General features: G+C 72.9%; 14 protein-coding genes. 9 read left to right on the forward strand and 5 right to left on the reverse strand.

The features are described 5' to 3' along the window. The first annotated feature begins 136 nt into the window (after positions 1–136). From ngcE to GA0070606_RS26160, 3 genes are read left to right on the forward strand one after another with little or no spacing between them, the layout of a single operon-like run. On the forward strand, positions 137–1,573 hold the full coding sequence (ngcE, locus tag GA0070606_RS26150; RefSeq protein ID WP_091105432.1) for an N-acetylglucosamine/diacetylchitobiose ABC transporter substrate-binding protein: 1,437 nt from the start codon (positions 137–139) through the stop codon (positions 1,571–1,573). Between the two features lie 16 nt (positions 1,574–1,589). Continuing rightward, positions 1,590–2,498 (forward strand): carbohydrate ABC transporter permease, encoded by a 909-nt coding sequence (locus GA0070606_RS26155; protein ID WP_091108206.1) that lies wholly within the window; start codon positions 1,590–1,592, stop codon positions 2,496–2,498. Next, complete coding sequence (locus GA0070606_RS26160) at positions 2,498–3,421, forward strand: carbohydrate ABC transporter permease (RefSeq protein ID WP_091105435.1); 924 nt, start codon at positions 2,498–2,500, stop codon at positions 3,419–3,421. The genes GA0070606_RS26155 and GA0070606_RS26160 overlap by 1 nt, the downstream gene beginning before the upstream one ends. Here the strand turns inward: GA0070606_RS26160 and GA0070606_RS26165 are convergent. Continuing rightward, entirely contained in the window at positions 3,399–3,995 is a 597-nt protein-coding gene (locus GA0070606_RS26165; RefSeq protein ID WP_091105437.1) for a GNAT family N-acetyltransferase, read from the reverse strand. The two genes, GA0070606_RS26160 and GA0070606_RS26165, sit on opposite strands and share 23 nt — an antisense overlap. Before the next feature lie 163 nt (positions 3,996–4,158). Here GA0070606_RS26165 and GA0070606_RS26170 point away from each other — a divergent pair, with 163 nt between their 5' ends. Further along, positions 4,159–5,832, forward strand: coding sequence for a bifunctional 3'-5' exonuclease/DNA polymerase (locus tag GA0070606_RS26170; protein WP_425413070.1), 1,674 nt, complete (start codon positions 4,159–4,161; stop codon positions 5,830–5,832). 10 nt (positions 5,833–5,842) lie between these two features. Here GA0070606_RS26170 and GA0070606_RS26175 read toward each other — a convergent pair whose 3' ends face one another. Then, positions 5,843–6,256, reverse strand: a complete 414-nt coding sequence (locus tag GA0070606_RS26175; RefSeq protein WP_091105439.1) for a winged helix-turn-helix transcriptional regulator — start codon at positions 6,254–6,256, stop codon at positions 5,843–5,845. A gap of 80 nt (positions 6,257–6,336) precedes the next feature. Between GA0070606_RS26175 and GA0070606_RS26180 the strand changes: the two genes are divergently transcribed. Next, on the forward strand, positions 6,337–7,149 hold the full coding sequence (locus tag GA0070606_RS26180) for an NAD(P)H-binding protein (RefSeq protein ID WP_091105441.1): 813 nt from the start codon (positions 6,337–6,339) through the stop codon (positions 7,147–7,149). 195 nt (positions 7,150–7,344) lie between these two features. Continuing rightward, positions 7,345–7,938 (forward strand): nucleotidyltransferase family protein, encoded by a 594-nt coding sequence (locus tag GA0070606_RS26185; protein ID WP_091105444.1) that lies wholly within the window; start codon positions 7,345–7,347, stop codon positions 7,936–7,938. A 36-nt stretch (positions 7,939–7,974) separates the two neighbouring features. Here GA0070606_RS26185 and GA0070606_RS26190 read toward each other — a convergent pair whose 3' ends face one another. Continuing rightward, positions 7,975–8,382 (reverse strand): hypothetical protein, encoded by a 408-nt coding sequence (locus GA0070606_RS26190; RefSeq protein WP_091105447.1) that lies wholly within the window; start codon positions 8,380–8,382, stop codon positions 7,975–7,977. Positions 8,383–8,509: 127 nt separating this feature from the next. On the opposite strand from GA0070606_RS26190, the gene GA0070606_RS26195 reads away from it, so the two are divergent. After that, a complete protein-coding gene (locus tag GA0070606_RS26195; RefSeq protein WP_141721807.1) occupies positions 8,510–9,601 on the forward strand; it encodes a WD40 repeat domain-containing protein in 1,092 nt (363 codons plus the stop codon). Between the two features lie 220 nt (positions 9,602–9,821). After that, positions 9,822–10,694: an aminoglycoside phosphotransferase family protein gene (locus GA0070606_RS26200; protein ID WP_245724809.1), complete on the forward strand. Its 873-nt coding sequence runs from the start codon at positions 9,822–9,824 to the stop codon at positions 10,692–10,694. Positions 10,695–10,750: 56 nt separating this feature from the next. Here GA0070606_RS26200 and GA0070606_RS26205 read toward each other — a convergent pair whose 3' ends face one another. Beyond that, positions 10,751–11,983, reverse strand: coding sequence for an MFS transporter (locus GA0070606_RS26205; protein WP_176737419.1), 1,233 nt, complete (start codon positions 11,981–11,983; stop codon positions 10,751–10,753). Between the two features lie 426 nt (positions 11,984–12,409). Here GA0070606_RS26205 and GA0070606_RS26210 point away from each other — a divergent pair, with 426 nt between their 5' ends. Next, the gene (locus GA0070606_RS26210) at positions 12,410–12,898 is read left to right on the forward strand and encodes a hypothetical protein (RefSeq protein WP_091105455.1); all 489 of its coding nucleotides are present in this window, start codon (positions 12,410–12,412) and stop codon (positions 12,896–12,898) included. A 154-nt stretch (positions 12,899–13,052) separates the two neighbouring features. Here the strand turns inward: GA0070606_RS26210 and GA0070606_RS26215 are convergent, their stop codons facing one another. Continuing rightward, positions 13,053–13,862 (reverse strand): metal-dependent hydrolase, encoded by an 810-nt coding sequence (locus GA0070606_RS26215; protein WP_091105457.1) that lies wholly within the window; start codon positions 13,860–13,862, stop codon positions 13,053–13,055. Positions 13,863–14,377: the final 515 nt, after the last annotated feature.

Raw genomic sequence — 14,377 nt, forward strand, 5'->3', positions numbered from 1 at the left:
CAGGGCGGGGAGGTACCCCCAGCTACCTCACCGCCGACGTCCCCGGCGGGGACGAGCACCACGACGCCCTCGAGTCGCGGCACGCCGGGCGCCTCCGGCGGACCGCCTGACCCGAACACCACAAGGAGAGACGACGATGTCGATTACCCCCGAGAACCCGGTGGATCTGAGCCGCCGGACGGTGCTGCGCCGGGCGGCCGCCGCGGGCCTGCTCGCCACGCCCGCCGTCGGCCTGCTGAGCGCCTGCGCGACCAGCGGTGGCGACGAGAAGAACGAGCAGGTCGCGGGCGGCACCAAGAGCGCCACCAACCCGCTCGGCGTTCCCGAGGACGCGCCGGTCGAGGTGATCATCTTCAACGGCGGCTACGGCGAGAAGTACGCCACCGACGTGCACCAGCCGCTGTACAAGAAGGCCTTCCCGAAGGCCGAGGTCAAGCACCAGTCCACCCAGGCCGTCTCCACCGTGCTCCAGCCGCGGTTCGCCTCGGGCAACCCGCCCGAGTTCGTCAACAACTCCGGCGAGAAGCTGATGGACTTCGGCGCCCTGGTCGCCGACGGCCAGCTGATGGACCTCACCGAGCTGTGGGACGCCCCGTCGGTCGACGACCCGAACAAGAAGGTCCGCGACACCGTCGTGCCGGGCACCGTCGAGGCCGGGTCGTTCAACGGCAAGCCGTACGTCCTCTACTACGTCTCCACCGTCTTCGGCATCTGGTACTCCGGCAAGCTGTTCAAGGACAACGGCTGGGCGCCGGCGAAGAACTGGTCGGAGTTCACCGCGCTGCTCGACAAGATCAAGGCCAAGGGGATCACGCCGTACGGCTACGCGGGCGCGAACGCGGCCTACTACCAGTGGAACGTGATCCTCACCCACGCCGCGAAGATCGGCGGCACGGACGTGCTCAAGAACATCGACAACCTGGAGGACGGCGCCTGGCAGCAGGACGCGGTCAAGCAGGCCGCCGAGGCGTGGGCCGAGATCGGCGCCAAGTACGTCGACAAGAGCTTCGAAGGGCTCAAGCACACCGACGTGCAGCTGCGGCAGAACCAGTACAAGCTGGCGCTCTACCCCAGCGGCGACTGGCTGGAGGGCGAGCAGAAGAAGGACACGCCGCCCGGCTTCGAATACCAGATGATGCCGGTGCCGAGCCTGTCCGCCTCCGACAAGCTGCCGACAACGGCGCTGCGGGCGACGGCCGGTGAGGGCTACTTCGTCTCGGCCAAGAGCAAGAACCCCCGGGGCGGCCTGGAGTACATGCGCCAGATGCTGTCGGTGGCCGGCGCGAAGGGCTTCACCGAGGTCGTCAAGGCCCCGACGGTGGTCACCGCCGGCTCGGAGGGCTACGCCTTCCCGCCCGGCGTGGCCAGCTCCCAGGGCGCGCTCAAGGCCGCCGGCCAGGACGTGTTCAACCTGTACTTCGACGGCTGGTACAAGGAGCTCGACACGGAGGCGCGCACCGCCACCAACGAGCTGATGTTCGGCCGGATCAAGGCGGACGCCTTCGTGGAGCGCATCCAGAAGCGCGCCGACGCGATCAAGAAGGACAGCTCCGTCACCAAGTTCAAGCGCTGATCGGGGCGTGGGGGTCATGCGGCACGGCAAGTATCCGTTCGTGATCGGGTTCCTCTTCGTCCCGGTCACGCTGTACGTGGTCTTCGTCATCGCGCCGTACGCGCAGGCGTTCCAGATCTCGATGACCAACTGGCGGGGGCTGTCGGCCCCGCAGTGGGTGGGCTTCGACAACTACCGGAGGTTGTTCGACGACGACAGCTTCTGGAAGGCCGTCCAGCACCACGGCGTACTCCTGCTTGCCCTGCCGCTGATCACCATCGCCATCGCGCTGCTCTTCTCGTTCCTGCTCAACGTGGGCGGAAAGAGCAGCGGCGGGCAGCGCCAGGGGGTCTGGGGGGCGAAGTTCTACCGCGTGGTGTTCTTCTTCCCCCAGGTCCTGGCGGTGGCCATCATCGCGGTGCTGTTCCAGATGGTCTACCGGCCCAACGAGTCCGGCCTGATCAACGGCGTGCTGATGAAGCTCGGCTTCGACCCGGTGCTCTTCCTGGTCCGGCCGAACCTGGCGCTCTGGTCGATCATCGCGGTGCTGGTCTGGCAGGCGGTCGGCTTCTACGTGGTGCTCTTCTCGGCCGGCATGGCCTCCATCCCCGGCGAGATCTACGAGGCCGCCGAAATGGACGGGGCGAGCCGGGTGACGCTCTTCTTCCGGGTCACCCTGCCGCTGCTGTGGGACACCCTCCAGGTCGCCTGGGTCTACCTCGGCATCGCCGCGTTCGACGCGTTCGCCATCGTCGCGGTGCTCTCGGTGGACAGCGGCGGCCCGGACGGCGCGACCACGGTGCTGGCCATGGAGATCTACCGCAACGCCTTCGTCTACTCGAAGTACGGCTACGCCTCCGCCATGGGCGTGGCGCTGTTCTTCCTCACCATCACCTTCGCGGCGTTGACGCTGCGGCTCACCAAGCGGGAAAGCGTGGAGTACTGATGAACCCGCAGACGACGCTGCCGCCGACGCCGGCGGCGCTACCGCCGAAGACAGTGAAGCCGGGTGCCGCGGCCGGACGCCGGGGCCGCCGCTCGGAGGTGCGGCTGCTCGCCGGCCTCGGGCACGTGGCCCTCGCCGTCTGGGCGGTCATCGTGATCGTGCCGATCCTCTGGACCTTCCTCGCCTCGTTCAAGAACACCACGGAGATCTTCAGCAGCCCGTGGACCCTGCCGGCGGAGCTGCGCTTCGAGAACTACGCCCGGGCGTGGAACAAGGCCAACGTCGGCCGCTACTTCCTCAACAGCGTGATCGTGGTGACGTTCAGCACCTTCGGCACCATGCTGTTCGGCTCGATGGCCGCGTACGTGCTGGCCCGCTACCGGTTCTGGGGCAACCGGGCGATCTACTACCTGTTCGTCTCCGGGCTGGCCTTCCCGGTCTTCCTGGCCCTGGTGCCGCTCTTCTTCGTGGTGAAGAACCTGGGGCTGCTGGACACCCACACCGGGGTTGTCCTGGTCTACATCGCCTACTCGCTGCCGTTCACCGTCTTCTTCCTGGCGGCGTTCTTCAAGACGCTGCCCGCGTCGGTGGCCGAGGCGGGAATGATCGACGGCTGTTCGCACACCCGGCTGTTCTTCCAGGTGATGCTGCCGATGGCGAAGCCCGGCCTGATCAGCGTCGGGATCTTCAACATCATCGGCCAGTGGGCGCAGTACCAGCTCCCGCTCGTGCTGCTCTCCAACGCCAAGGAGAAGTGGGTGCTCACCCAGGGCATCGCGGACATCTCCGTCAACGCCGGCTACGAGGCCGACTGGTCGGGGCTGTTCGCCGCCCTGACCATCGCGATCCTTCCGATGATCGTCGTGTACGCGATCTTCCAGCGCCAGATCCAGTCCGGCCTCACCTCGGGGGCGGTGAAGTGACCGGCTGGCCGGGCGGCCCCACGGGGCCGCCCGGCCAGTTCCTGGTGTAGATCCAGTCGAGGCCGTCCTCACCTTCGGTGTCGAGGCCCGGGGCACGGCGCAGCCCGGCTCGCGCGGCGACCCTGGCGGAGGCGACGTTGGCGGGCCGGACCCGGGCGACGAGCGGACGGCCGGGCAGGTGGGTGGCCGCCCAGTCGACGACCGCGGTGGCGGCCTCGGTGGCCACGCCGTTGCCCCAGGCGGCGGGGTCGAGGCGGTAGAAGAGGTTGAGCACCTCCCGGCCGTGCAGCCGCATGAGCTTGAGTCCGCAGAAGCCGAGGACGAGGTGCCGCTCGTCGGCCGCGCGTGGCTGGACGACCCGGTAACCGAAGCCGTGCTGCCGCCAGTGCCGGTCCCACCGGCGGTAGAGGTCCTCCGCGTCCGCCCGGGTGGCGAGCAGGTCCGCCGGGTTGTGCGCGCATGCCTCCGGGTCGTGATGGACGCGGTAGATCGCGTCGACGTCGGCCGGGAGGGGACGCCGTAGGGACAGGCGCTCGGTGCGCAGCTCCACGTCGTCGGCCCGCTTATCGCCCATGATGGTGATCCTTCCACGACGGCCCCCGGCCGGCTGACGGGCCCGAGGCGGCCTCCGGCCGGCTGACGGGCCCGCGAGCGGGGTGTCGCGGGGGCGGGACATGGCGCCGCCTGTCGGTGATGCCTGACGCCGGGTGTCACAGGGGCGAGGCAGAATCACGTCCGTGCTGGTGGCGGTGGTGGCCGACGACCGGGGCGGGGGAGTGCTGTGCCCGCTGCGGCCCGACGGGCTGCCCGCCGGGCCCGCCGAGCCGGTCGCCGACCTGGCCGCCGCCGTCGCCGCCCGGGAGGCCGCCGACCGGCCGCGCTGGGTGTGGGCCTCCGGCGCGACGGTCTACCCGCCGTTGCTGCGCGCCGGGGTGCGGGTGGAGCGCTGCCACGACGTGGAGCTGACCGAGTCCCTGCTGCTGGGCCACGCCGGCCGCTGGGGCGAGCCCCGCGCGCTCGCCGCGGCCTGGGCCCGTCTCACCGGCGCGCCGGTGCCGGCCGACCCGCCGCCGCGCCCGGCCGCGCCGCCCGGCCACGGCCAGGGCGCGCTCTTCGACGCCCTGCCCGGCCCGCCGGGGCCCGGCATCGAGGCCCTGACCCGGGTGTACGCCGACCAGGTCGCCCGCATCGCCGCGACCGAGCACCCCGGCCGGTTCCGGCTGCTGGTCGCCGCCGAGTCGGCCGGCGCGCTCATCGCGGTGGAGATGGGCGCGGCCGGGCTGCCCTGGCGGGCCGACGTGCACGACGAGATCCTCGCCGAGCTGCTCGGCGAGCCGTCCCCGGTGGGCGGCCCGCCCCGCCGGCTGGCCGAGCTGGCCGCGCGGATCGCCGCCGCGTTCGGCGTACGCCAGTTGCACGCCGACTCCCCGGCGGAGCTGTTGCGGGCGTTCGCCCGGGCCGGCGTGGAGGTGCCCAACACGCGGGCCTGGGTGCTGCGCGGGGTGGACCACCCGGCGGTGCCGCTGGTCCTGGAATACAAGGAGCTCTACCGGATCTGGACGGCGCACGGCTGGGCCTGGCGCGACGCCTGGGTGCGCGACGGGCGGTTCCAGCCGGAGTACGTCCCGGGCGGGGTGGTCTCCGGTCGCTGGGCCACCCGGGGCGGCGGCGCGTTGCAGATCCCGAAGGTGATCCGGCGGGCGGTGGTGGCCGACCCGGGCTGGCGGTTCGTCGTCGCCGACGCCGGCCAGTTGGAGCCCAGGGTGCTCGCCGCGGTCTCCGGCGACGCGCGGCTGGCGGCGGCCGGTGGGGCCGGCGACCTCTACGCCGCCCTCGCCCAGGACGCCTTCGGCGGCGACCGGGCCCGGGCCAAGGTGGCCCTGCTCGGTGCCATGTACGGGCAGACCGGCGGGTCGGCGGTGCCGGCGCTGGCGGTGCTGCGCCGCAGCTACCCGACCGCCTTCGGCTACGTCGAGGCGGCCGCCCGCACCGGCGAGGCGGGTGGCCTGGTGCGTTCCTGGTTGGGGCGCACCTGCCCGCCGGGCACGGCGGGGTTCGGCGACGGCGAGGAGGCCGAGCCCGACGGCGGCGGCGACCCGCGGTCGCCGCGCGCCCGGGCGGCCCGGTCCCGGGGCCGGTTCACCCGCAACTTCGTCATCCAGGCCACCGCCGCCGAGTGGGCCTCCACGCTGCTGGCGACGCTCCGCGGCGAGCTGGCCGGTACCCGCGCCGAGCTGGTCTTCTTCCAGCACGACGAGGTGATCGTGCACTGCCCGGCGGAGCAGGCGGGCGCGGTCGCCGAGGCGGTCAGCCGCGCGGGCGAGCGGGCGGCCGCGCTGCTCTTCGGCGACACCCCGGTCCGTTTCCCGCTGGATCTGTCCGTCGTGGACTGCTACGCCGACGCGGCGTGACGGGCCCGGGTCAGGAGACGGCGGATCCGGGGTTGGCGGCGTCCCACGCCTGGCGGGACTCGGCGATCGCTTCCTTGTGTGCCAGCGACCAGTCGGCCAACTGCCGCACGAGGTGGGTCAGGCTCCTGCCGCGTTCGGTCAGCTCGTAGGTCACGGTCACCGGGACGGTCGGGTACGCGGTGCGCAGCACCAGGCCGTCGCGTTCCAGGCGGCGCAGGGTCAGGGTGAGCATCCGCTGCGAGATGCCGTGGATGCCCCGCTGTAGCTCCCGGAACCGCCGTACGCCGGAGGAGAGCTCGACGATCGCGAGCACCGACCACTTGTCGCCGATGCGGTCGAGCACGTCGCGGATCCCGCAGTCCGGGTGCTCGGGCAGCCCGCAGGGCGCGAGCGCGTCGGTTACCGCCGTGTGCCCTGCCGACATGGAAGTGCCTCCTTGTGCCCGATTCCGTGGTTCCCGACGATGAGGTTAGTTCCGATTCGGTACCACGCGGAAGGCTCATCATGCTGTTGGTCACCGGTGCCTCCGGGCACCTGGGCTCCCTCGTCCACGCCGGGCTGGTCGAGCGCGGTCTCGCCCCGCTCGCCGGCACCCGCACCCCCGGGCGGTTCGCCGGGGCCGGGCGGCGGATGGACTTCGACGACCCGGCGGGGCCGGACCTGTCGGGCGTACGCACCCTGGTGCTGGTCTCGGCCGGCTACGGCGAGGACGACGTGGTCACCGCCCGCCACCAGCGGGTGATCGCCGCGGCGGAGCGGCACGGGGTGGAGCACGTGGTCTACACGAGCCTGGTCGGCGCCGGCGACCACCTGGCGTTCGCGCTGGCGCACCGGTGGACGGAGCGCCGCCTGCGGGAGAGCGCGCTGGGGTGGACGATCCTGCGCAACGGCCTCTACGCCGAGTTGTTCGGCCAGTTGGCGGCCCCGTCCGGCGGGGCGGTCACGGCCCCGTTCGGCGCGGGCGGGCTGGCCGCGGTGGCCCGGCAGGACCTGGCGGACGTCGCCGTGCGGGTGGCCGCCGAGCCGGCCGCCCACCGCGGGCGCACGTACGAGCTGGCCGGGCCGGTGGCGCTCACGGCGGCCGACCTCGCCGCCGCGCTGGGGGTGCCCTACCGTCCGGAGCCGCTGGGCGCGCGGCGGGTCGCGCTGGCCGGGGCGGGGCTGCTGCCGTTCCAGCCGGCGATGCTCATGTCGATCTACTCCGCCACGGCGGGCGGCTTCCTCGCCGGGACCCGCGGCGACCTGGCCCGCCTGCTGGCGCGCCCGCCCCGCGATCCGATGCCGGTCGCCGTGGCCGCCGCGACGGCGTCGTCCTGACCGGACGGACAGCCCGGGACCGGCGATCCGACGGGGTTGCCGATCGGTAACAGTTGCACTATTTTCCCCTTTCGCCCCGCTACCCGGCGCGCGTCGTCCTCGTTGCTCCCGATGTCCGTACGACGGAGCGGGCCGTGCCCTCGCGACACGGCCCGCTCCACGGTGGAGGGGGCCCAGCTGAACCGGATCGCAGGAATGATCATCGCCGCGGGCGGGGGACGCCGCATCGGTGGCCCGGAGGCCCTGCTGCACCAGGGGGAGAAGCCCCTGGTGAACCGGATGATCGACACGATGACCGAGGCGGGCTGCGAGCGGATCGTGGTCGTGCTGGGCGCGGCGGCCGACCAGGTCCGCGAGACGGCCGACCTGAGCCGGGCCACGGTGGTGATCAACCGGGCGTGGGGCACCGGCGTCGGCTCGTCCATCCGCGCCGGCCTGGCCGCGCTCGACGACGAGGGCATCGAGGCGGTCGTGGTCGTGCCGGTCGACATGCCCGGCCTGACCGCCGCCGCCGTCCGCCGGGTGACCGCGTTGCCCTACCCCGACGTGCTGGTCTGCGCCACCTACGACGGGCTGCGCGGCTACCCGATGCTGTTCGGCCGCCGGCACTGGTCCGGCATCGCCACCCTGGCCAGCGCGGACGTCGGCGCCCGGCCCTACCTGCTGGCGCACAAGGACCAGATCGTCGACATCTCCTGCGACTCGGTCGCCGACGGCAGCCGGGTCGACACGCCGGAGCTGATGACGCTCTACGGCCTGACCGTCCCGCCCCAGCGCGTCGGCGTCTAGGTCGTCGCGGCCGGGAGGGCGCCGCCCGCCGACGGATCAGTGGGTGACGCGGACGGCGTCCTCGATGAACAGATATTCACACGTCTCCGAGCCGCACAGTTCGAGGCTCGCAGTGACCAGCGTCTCGCCGGGCCGGAAGATGGCGCCGTCGGGCTGGGCCGCCACCCGCCCCGTCACCTCCTGGGGCTGGCCCGTGCAGGAAACGGGTGCCCAGCCGGACCCGTACGCCACGCCGTTGCCCGACCGCTGCCTGAGGTTCAACTCGAAGGCGCCGGTCGAGCCGGCGGGGCACGCCACGGTGAGGGTGAGGTCCACGGCGACGCCTCGGGCGACCAGGGTCGCGGACGTGACGTCGACGGTGCTGGCCGCGCTCGCCGGAGTCGGTGCCAGCATTGTGAACAGTGCGAGGGCGAGCAGCGCGAGGGTGGTCAGGCTACGGCGCACGCGATTCTCCTCTGTGGTGTCGGTCGGTCGACTGCGCCAACCATAGACCTCACGACACGTCTGGTCATCGGCCGATCACCGACTGATGATGCACCGGTTGTCGGACTCGATCAATAGATTGTCTCCCGTGACTGAATACCGGATTGTCCATCGCTTGTCCGGCCACGACGGCTACGTCAAGAGTGCAGCGCTGACCGAGACGGACGGCGCCTCGCAGCTGGTCGGTGTGAACGGCTCAGGCGAGGTCTGGATGTGGGACCTGCGCCGTGGCGACTGCTCGCAGCTGTCTCTGTCCCTTGACGCCGCCGCGCCCGATGAGGAGTGGTTCCGCGAGCACGGCCTGCTCGACGAGCACGACGACGAGGTCGACGACGAATACGACGAATACGACGACGAGGACGGCGACGCGGTGGGCGACGCGTCCGAGATCGTCGACTCGTTGGTGGTGGCCGAGATCGACGCCCAACGTGTGCTCGTCACGGGTGGCAGCCGGTTCGATCTCGCGTTCTACGACGAGGATCAGATGGGCGGTGCCCTGCGGGTCTGGGACCTGCGCACCGGCCGGAAACTGGGCAGGACGATGACCGGTCACGGCCTGGGTGTCACCTCCATGGCCGTCGTCGCGTCCGAGCGGGGCCCGTTGTCGGTCAGCAGCTCGGAGGAGGGCACCCTGCTGGCCTGGGACCTGACCAGTGGGCAACTCGTCTCCAGGCTTGAGGGCAGCTACAACGGCGCGATGGGTGCGGCGAACATCGGCGGCCGACCGATCGCCGTCACCGGCGGCCACGACGACCACCTCGAGGCGTGGGACATCCTGGCCGGCCAGAAGATCGCGACTCTGCCTGGCGTCGAGGAGGGAGCCGGCGTTGTCGCGCTGACGGAGTTGGGCGGCCGGGGGGTCGTCGTGGCCGGCTGCGGCGATCGCACGCTACGCATGTGGGACGTGGCGACGCAGGATCAGATCGGCCCGCCCCGCACCGGCCACCCGGAGCAGGTCGACCGGATCGCAGTCGTGAGGATCGGTGGCCGCACCGTGGCCGTGACCGGAAGTAGCGACGGCACTCGGTTGTGGGATCTGAGCCAGGGTGACCAGATCGGGAACACCCTCGTCGACCACCAGTTCCTTCTCGCGGCCGAGCTGGCGGGCAGCCCGGTCGTCGTCACCGACGGTCCGGATCAGACCGTGCACGTCTGGGACGTGACCTCCGCCGGCCGCTGACCGGGCAGCCCCGTCGGCCCTTCTCCTCGGCCGGAGGAGAAGGGCCGCTCCGCCGTCACCGGCGATCCGGGCAGGCAGGAGACGAGTCGCCGAGGGGGTGCCCGGCGGATCATGCGACGGCCTTGCGCGGCTCAGCCGTTTCCCTGGCTGGCTGCCGAGCGCGCTGGGGTGCGGCCGTAGGGTTCTCGCTGTGACAGTGCACCGGATGCCCGCTGCGGAGGTGCCAGTCTCTGTCGAGCTGGTGCGCCGTCTGCTCGATCAGCAGCACCCCGATCTGGCGGACCTGCCGGTCGAGGTGCTGGCCAACGGCTGGGACAACCTCGTGTGTCGGCTCGGTGAGGAACTCCTGGCCCGGTTGCCTCGGCGCGCCATGGCCGCCCAACTCGTCGCCCACGAGCAGCGGTGGTTGCCGGAGTTGGCCGGCCGCCTGCCGTTGCCGGTGCCAGCGCCGGTGCGTGTCGGGCAGCCGACGGCTCAGTACCCGTGGCCCTGGAGTGTGGTGCCGTTCTTCCCGGGCCGGATCGCGGCGCGATCGAAGCCCGACGACCTCTGGTCAGCCGCCGCCGCCCTCGGCGGCTTCCTGGGCGCGCTGCATGCCCCGGCTCCGTCGGAGGCACCCGTCAACCCGTCTCGCGGGATTCCACTGGCCGGGCGCGCCGAGGGAGTCCTGACCGGGCTGGCACACGTCGATCCGGCTGACCGCGCCGCCGCACTGCGGGTCTGGGAGGCAGCCGCCGCCACACCTGCATGGGATGGTCCGCCGCTGTGGCTGCACGGGGACCTGCACCCGGCCAACATCCTGGTCGACCGCGGTCGAATCAGCGCCGTGATCGACTTCGGTGACATCACCTCGGGCGATCCCGCCACCGACCTGTCCGTGGCCTGGATGCTGTTCACGGCGGAGCAGCGTGCCGCTCTTCGACGGGCGTATGCCCGCGCAGACGACGCGACCTGGGAGCGGTCGCGTGGGTGGGCGCTCGTCCTGTCGCTGGTCTTCCTGACGCACTCGGCGGACAACCCGCTGATGCGCGGCATCGGCGAGCGCGCCCTCCGCGCGGTGCTGGATCAGCGGCCGACCGCCAGGTGTACCTGAACACCCGAGTCCCTCGTCGAGCCGGTGCTGGCGAGGAATCGACCGTCCCTTCAGGATCAGGAGCGTGCTGCGTCGTGCCCGGCCGCATGCTGGTGAGCCCGTGACGGGTCGCCGTCCCGGACCCCGCCCGTCCGCTCGCCCGCCGAGACGCCCCACAGCACCAGTGCCCCGAGCAGCGCCGCGCCGGGCGCCACGGCCAGCCCGTACCGGAGACCGGCCGACACCAGCGGGCCGGCGAGCGCGGAGCCGGCGGCGCTGCCGATCACGAACGCCGTGGCCACCCAGGCGAACGCCTCGGCCACCGTCCCCGGCTCCGCCAGCCGCTCCGCGGCGAGGAAGACCGCGGTGAGTACGGGCGGCAGCGCCAGCCCGCTGACCACCAGCAGGCCGGCCATCGGCAGCGGGCCGGGGGCGAGCAGTAGCGGCAGGTATCCCAAGCTGAGAGCGGTGGCCAGCAGCGGCAGCCGGCCCGGACCGCCCGGCCGCGCCCGGGTGTAGAGCAGCCCGCCGGCCAGCGCGCCCGCCGCCTGGGCCGCGAGCAGCCATCCGCTGAGCCGCCGGTCGCCGGCCGCCTCCGCGTAGCCGGTCACCGCCACCGCGATGCTGCCGACCGCCGCCCCGACGCCGATAACGGCGGCCACCATGACCGTGAACCGGGGCACGCGCAGCGGGCCGGCCCAGTGCCGCGCCGCCGGCACCCCACGCCACTCCCGGACGGCGGGGGCCGTCGCGTACGCCGCGGTGCCGACGAGCTGCGCCAACGCGGCGGCGGCCAGCCCGGCCGACGGCCCGCCCACGGTCACCGCCAGCACGGTGACCAACGGACCCACCACGAAGATGACCTCCTGCACGGCGATGTCGAGGGTGTACGCCGTCGGCACCGCGGTCGGCGGGAGCATTCCAGGCCAGAGGGTGCGCAGGCAGGCCTCCAGCGGCGGCGTACCGAGCCCGGCCACCGCCGCGCCGACCATCGCGCCCGCCAGGTGCCCGCCGCTCAGCGCCACCGCGCCGAACCCGAGGCCGGAGAGCACCGCCGAGCCCCACAGCACCGGCGGCTGCCGCCAGCGGTCCACCGCCCGGGCGAGCAACGGCGTGCCCACCGCCATGCCGGCGGTGTACGCGGCGACGAGCAGCCCGGCGGTGGTCAGGCTCAGGGACTGCCGGGCGAACAACAACAGCGCCAGCGGGCCGCTGGCGGTGGGCAGCCGGCCGACCTGGCTGCTGACGAGGACACGCAGGACCTGGGGTGCGCGCAGCACCATCCGGATCCCGGGGTTGTCGACGGACATGAGGCATCGCTCCCGGTGCGTTTCTGGGCTGGGGAAGGGTGGAGGGGAACCGGGAGCGGTTCAGGGAGCGAAGTCGGCCCGCTCGTGGTCGTCGCCGTAGAGCGGCAGCGCGGGCGTGACCCACCGCGCGTACGCGGCTGCGACGGCCTCCATCGGGATCACCCGCCGACGATAGCCACCGGCCGGTCGGCACACCGCCCCGGCCGAGCATGGGCGCCGGTGCCTCCGCCGGCCGACCGGCGTCGCCGACGAGTTCCACCGCGACGCCCGGGCGGGACGTCCAGCCGACGCGCATCCCGGCGCCGGCTGGTGGGCGTCCGGGCGGGACATCCACCGCGGGTTCGCCTCGGGTAGCGTCCGGGCCGTGGCGGCTCGACGCCGCCGCGCGACGCCGGCCGCGGCCAGCCGGCACGGGGAGGTACGCCGATGGTCGGCACGGTGGCCCGGCACGTCGCCGGTGCGGTGGCAGCCTGGCTGGTCTGCGTCGCCGAGGGCCTGCTCGGCTACCTGGCGTTGACGGCGTACGCGATGCTCGCCGACGTCGACCCGGGCGGGCCGCTCGCCGGGCCGTTCATGGTGCTGGGCGCCGCCCTGCTGGGTGCCGCGCTGGTGCCGCTGGTCGTGGCGCCCGCCGTCGTGGTCGGCGACGTCGCCGCGAGCCGTCGCGGGCCGCTCGGCCGCACGCTGGCGGCCTGCCTCGTCGCCGTGGTGATCGTCGGCCTGTACGTCGGCGGCGTTGCGGCGGCCACGGGGACGGCGGTCGCCGACGCGGCGCTGGCCTGGCCGCTCACCACGGCCTCGGTGCTCTGCCCCGTCGTGGCCTACGCGTCCGTGGTGCACGGCTCGCGGGCGGCGGCCCTGCTCCTGGCCCGCCGGCGGCGGCACACCACGACACCCCCGACGGGGCCGGCGTGACGGCCGGGCGGCGTGGCGACGCCGAGCTTCCGTCCGGCCGGCGTGACGGCCGGCCGGCGTGGCGACACCGAGGTTCCGTCGGGGCCGGCGTGACGGCCGGGCGGCGTGGCGACGCCGAGCTTCCGTCGAGGCCGACGAGGCGGCACCGACCGGGTCAGCCCTCGATGTTGAAGCGCTGCAACACCGACGGGGCGACCAGACCGAGCGCCGCGAGCACCGAGATCGCGGTCAGCACGGCCCGGACGACGACCACCTCGGTCTTGCTGCCGGCCCGCAGGGCGATCTTGTTGGGCAGGCCGATCGGCGTCCACATCCGACGCTTGATCGGAATCGGCCACAGGATCGGCACGCCGGCCCGGGTGATCATGTCGCCGAGGATGTGCACGAAGCAGCCGACGCCGACGGCGGTGCCGATCAGCGGATAGCCCCGGCCGCCGGGCAGGTTGGCGAAGGTGAACCAGGCCGCCGCGGCCGACGCGAGGGTCACGATCACCCAGCCGGCGCGCTCCGCCCACTTGTCGAACAGCCCGCGCAGGGCCAGGCCGAACATGAAGAACAGGATGCCGATCACCGCCCACTTGCCGTACGCGGCGCAGAGCGTGGTGGTGCCCCAGCCGACCAGCACGGTGAAGGGGATGGTGTGGGTCAGGGTCCGGTGGCCGTTGTTGCGGCGCGGGTCCTTGCTGAGCTTGGTCGCGTAGTAGACGCCGAGCGAGATCTTTTCCATCACCTCGGCGATGAACAGCGAGAACACGCCGAAGGTGCGGGCGACGGTCGCCCCGCCCTGGTTGCGGGTCACCTTGCCGGACAGGTCGAGGTCGGGGAAGAGCGCCCCGCCGGCGCAGACGGCGGTGCCGACGGCGAGTTCCAGCGGGGTCTGGTGGTAGTTGGCGAAGTGGTCCAGCGCCCAGGACCCGGTCAGCCACACCGCCGCGCCGGACAGCGCGTGGGACGGTCCCATCATGTCGGCTCACCCTCCCCAGGGATCTTGAGCGCCAAAGCTACGCCACTGTAGTTCGCCGCCGTGGCGCAGGGCATCACCCGGACGGTCCACAGGGGCCGGTGCCGGGGAGGGGTGCGACGCCCCGCCGGGCCACCGGCCGCACCATTGCGCGAACCGGTGGTACTCCTGAAGCGCCCCCGTCCGTTGGGCGGGGGCATTGACGTGTCGGTGGGATCACGCGGTCGACCAGACGATGATCCGCGCGTACGGGCTGGCCGGATAGGACCGACTACCGCTGGTCGTCGGTGTCGTTCGGCATCCTCGGGCCGGGTGGCCAGTCTACGCCGGCCACCCGGCTGATCACGTCATCCGGTTTCGCCCAGCTCGGGCGGACGCCGGCAGAACACGCATGAGGGGGTGTCAGCTGACGCGGCCCGCAGGCGGCGCCCGCTCCGAGGTGGAGTTGCGCGGCCCGACCGTCAGGGTCCGACTTCCGGTCTGAACGCATCGCACGTTCCGCGGCTCATCGGGCATTT

This window comes from Micromonospora citrea (genome assembly GCF_900090315.1).
GTDB classification, from domain to species: Bacteria; Actinomycetota; Actinomycetes; order Mycobacteriales; family Micromonosporaceae; genus Micromonospora; species Micromonospora citrea.

What these genes read in the sequence shown, in the direction of transcription:
- ngcE (WP_091105432.1), top strand. Translation starts at nt 137, where the DNA reads ATGTCGATTACCCCCGAGAACCCGGTGGATCTGAGCCGCCGGACGGTG.
- GA0070606_RS26155 (WP_091108206.1), top strand. Translation starts at nt 1,590, where the DNA reads ATGCGGCACGGCAAGTATCCGTTCGTGATCGGGTTCCTCTTCGTCCCG.
- GA0070606_RS26160 (WP_091105435.1), top strand. Translation starts at nt 2,498, where the DNA reads ATGAACCCGCAGACGACGCTGCCGCCGACGCCGGCGGCGCTACCGCCG.
- GA0070606_RS26165 (WP_091105437.1), bottom strand. Translation starts at nt 3,995, where the DNA reads ATGGGCGATAAGCGGGCCGACGACGTGGAGCTGCGCACCGAGCGCCTG.
- GA0070606_RS26175 (WP_091105439.1), bottom strand. Translation starts at nt 6,256, where the DNA reads ATGTCGGCAGGGCACACGGCGGTAACCGACGCGCTCGCGCCCTGCGGG.
- GA0070606_RS26180 (WP_091105441.1), top strand. Translation starts at nt 6,337, where the DNA reads ATGCTGTTGGTCACCGGTGCCTCCGGGCACCTGGGCTCCCTCGTCCAC.
- GA0070606_RS26185 (WP_091105444.1), top strand. Translation starts at nt 7,345, where the DNA reads ATGATCATCGCCGCGGGCGGGGGACGCCGCATCGGTGGCCCGGAGGCC.
- GA0070606_RS26205 (WP_176737419.1), bottom strand. Translation starts at nt 11,983, where the DNA reads ATGTCCGTCGACAACCCCGGGATCCGGATGGTGCTGCGCGCACCCCAG.
- GA0070606_RS26210 (WP_091105455.1), top strand. Translation starts at nt 12,410, where the DNA reads ATGGTCGGCACGGTGGCCCGGCACGTCGCCGGTGCGGTGGCAGCCTGG.
- GA0070606_RS26215 (WP_091105457.1), bottom strand. Translation starts at nt 13,862, where the DNA reads ATGATGGGACCGTCCCACGCGCTGTCCGGCGCGGCGGTGTGGCTGACC.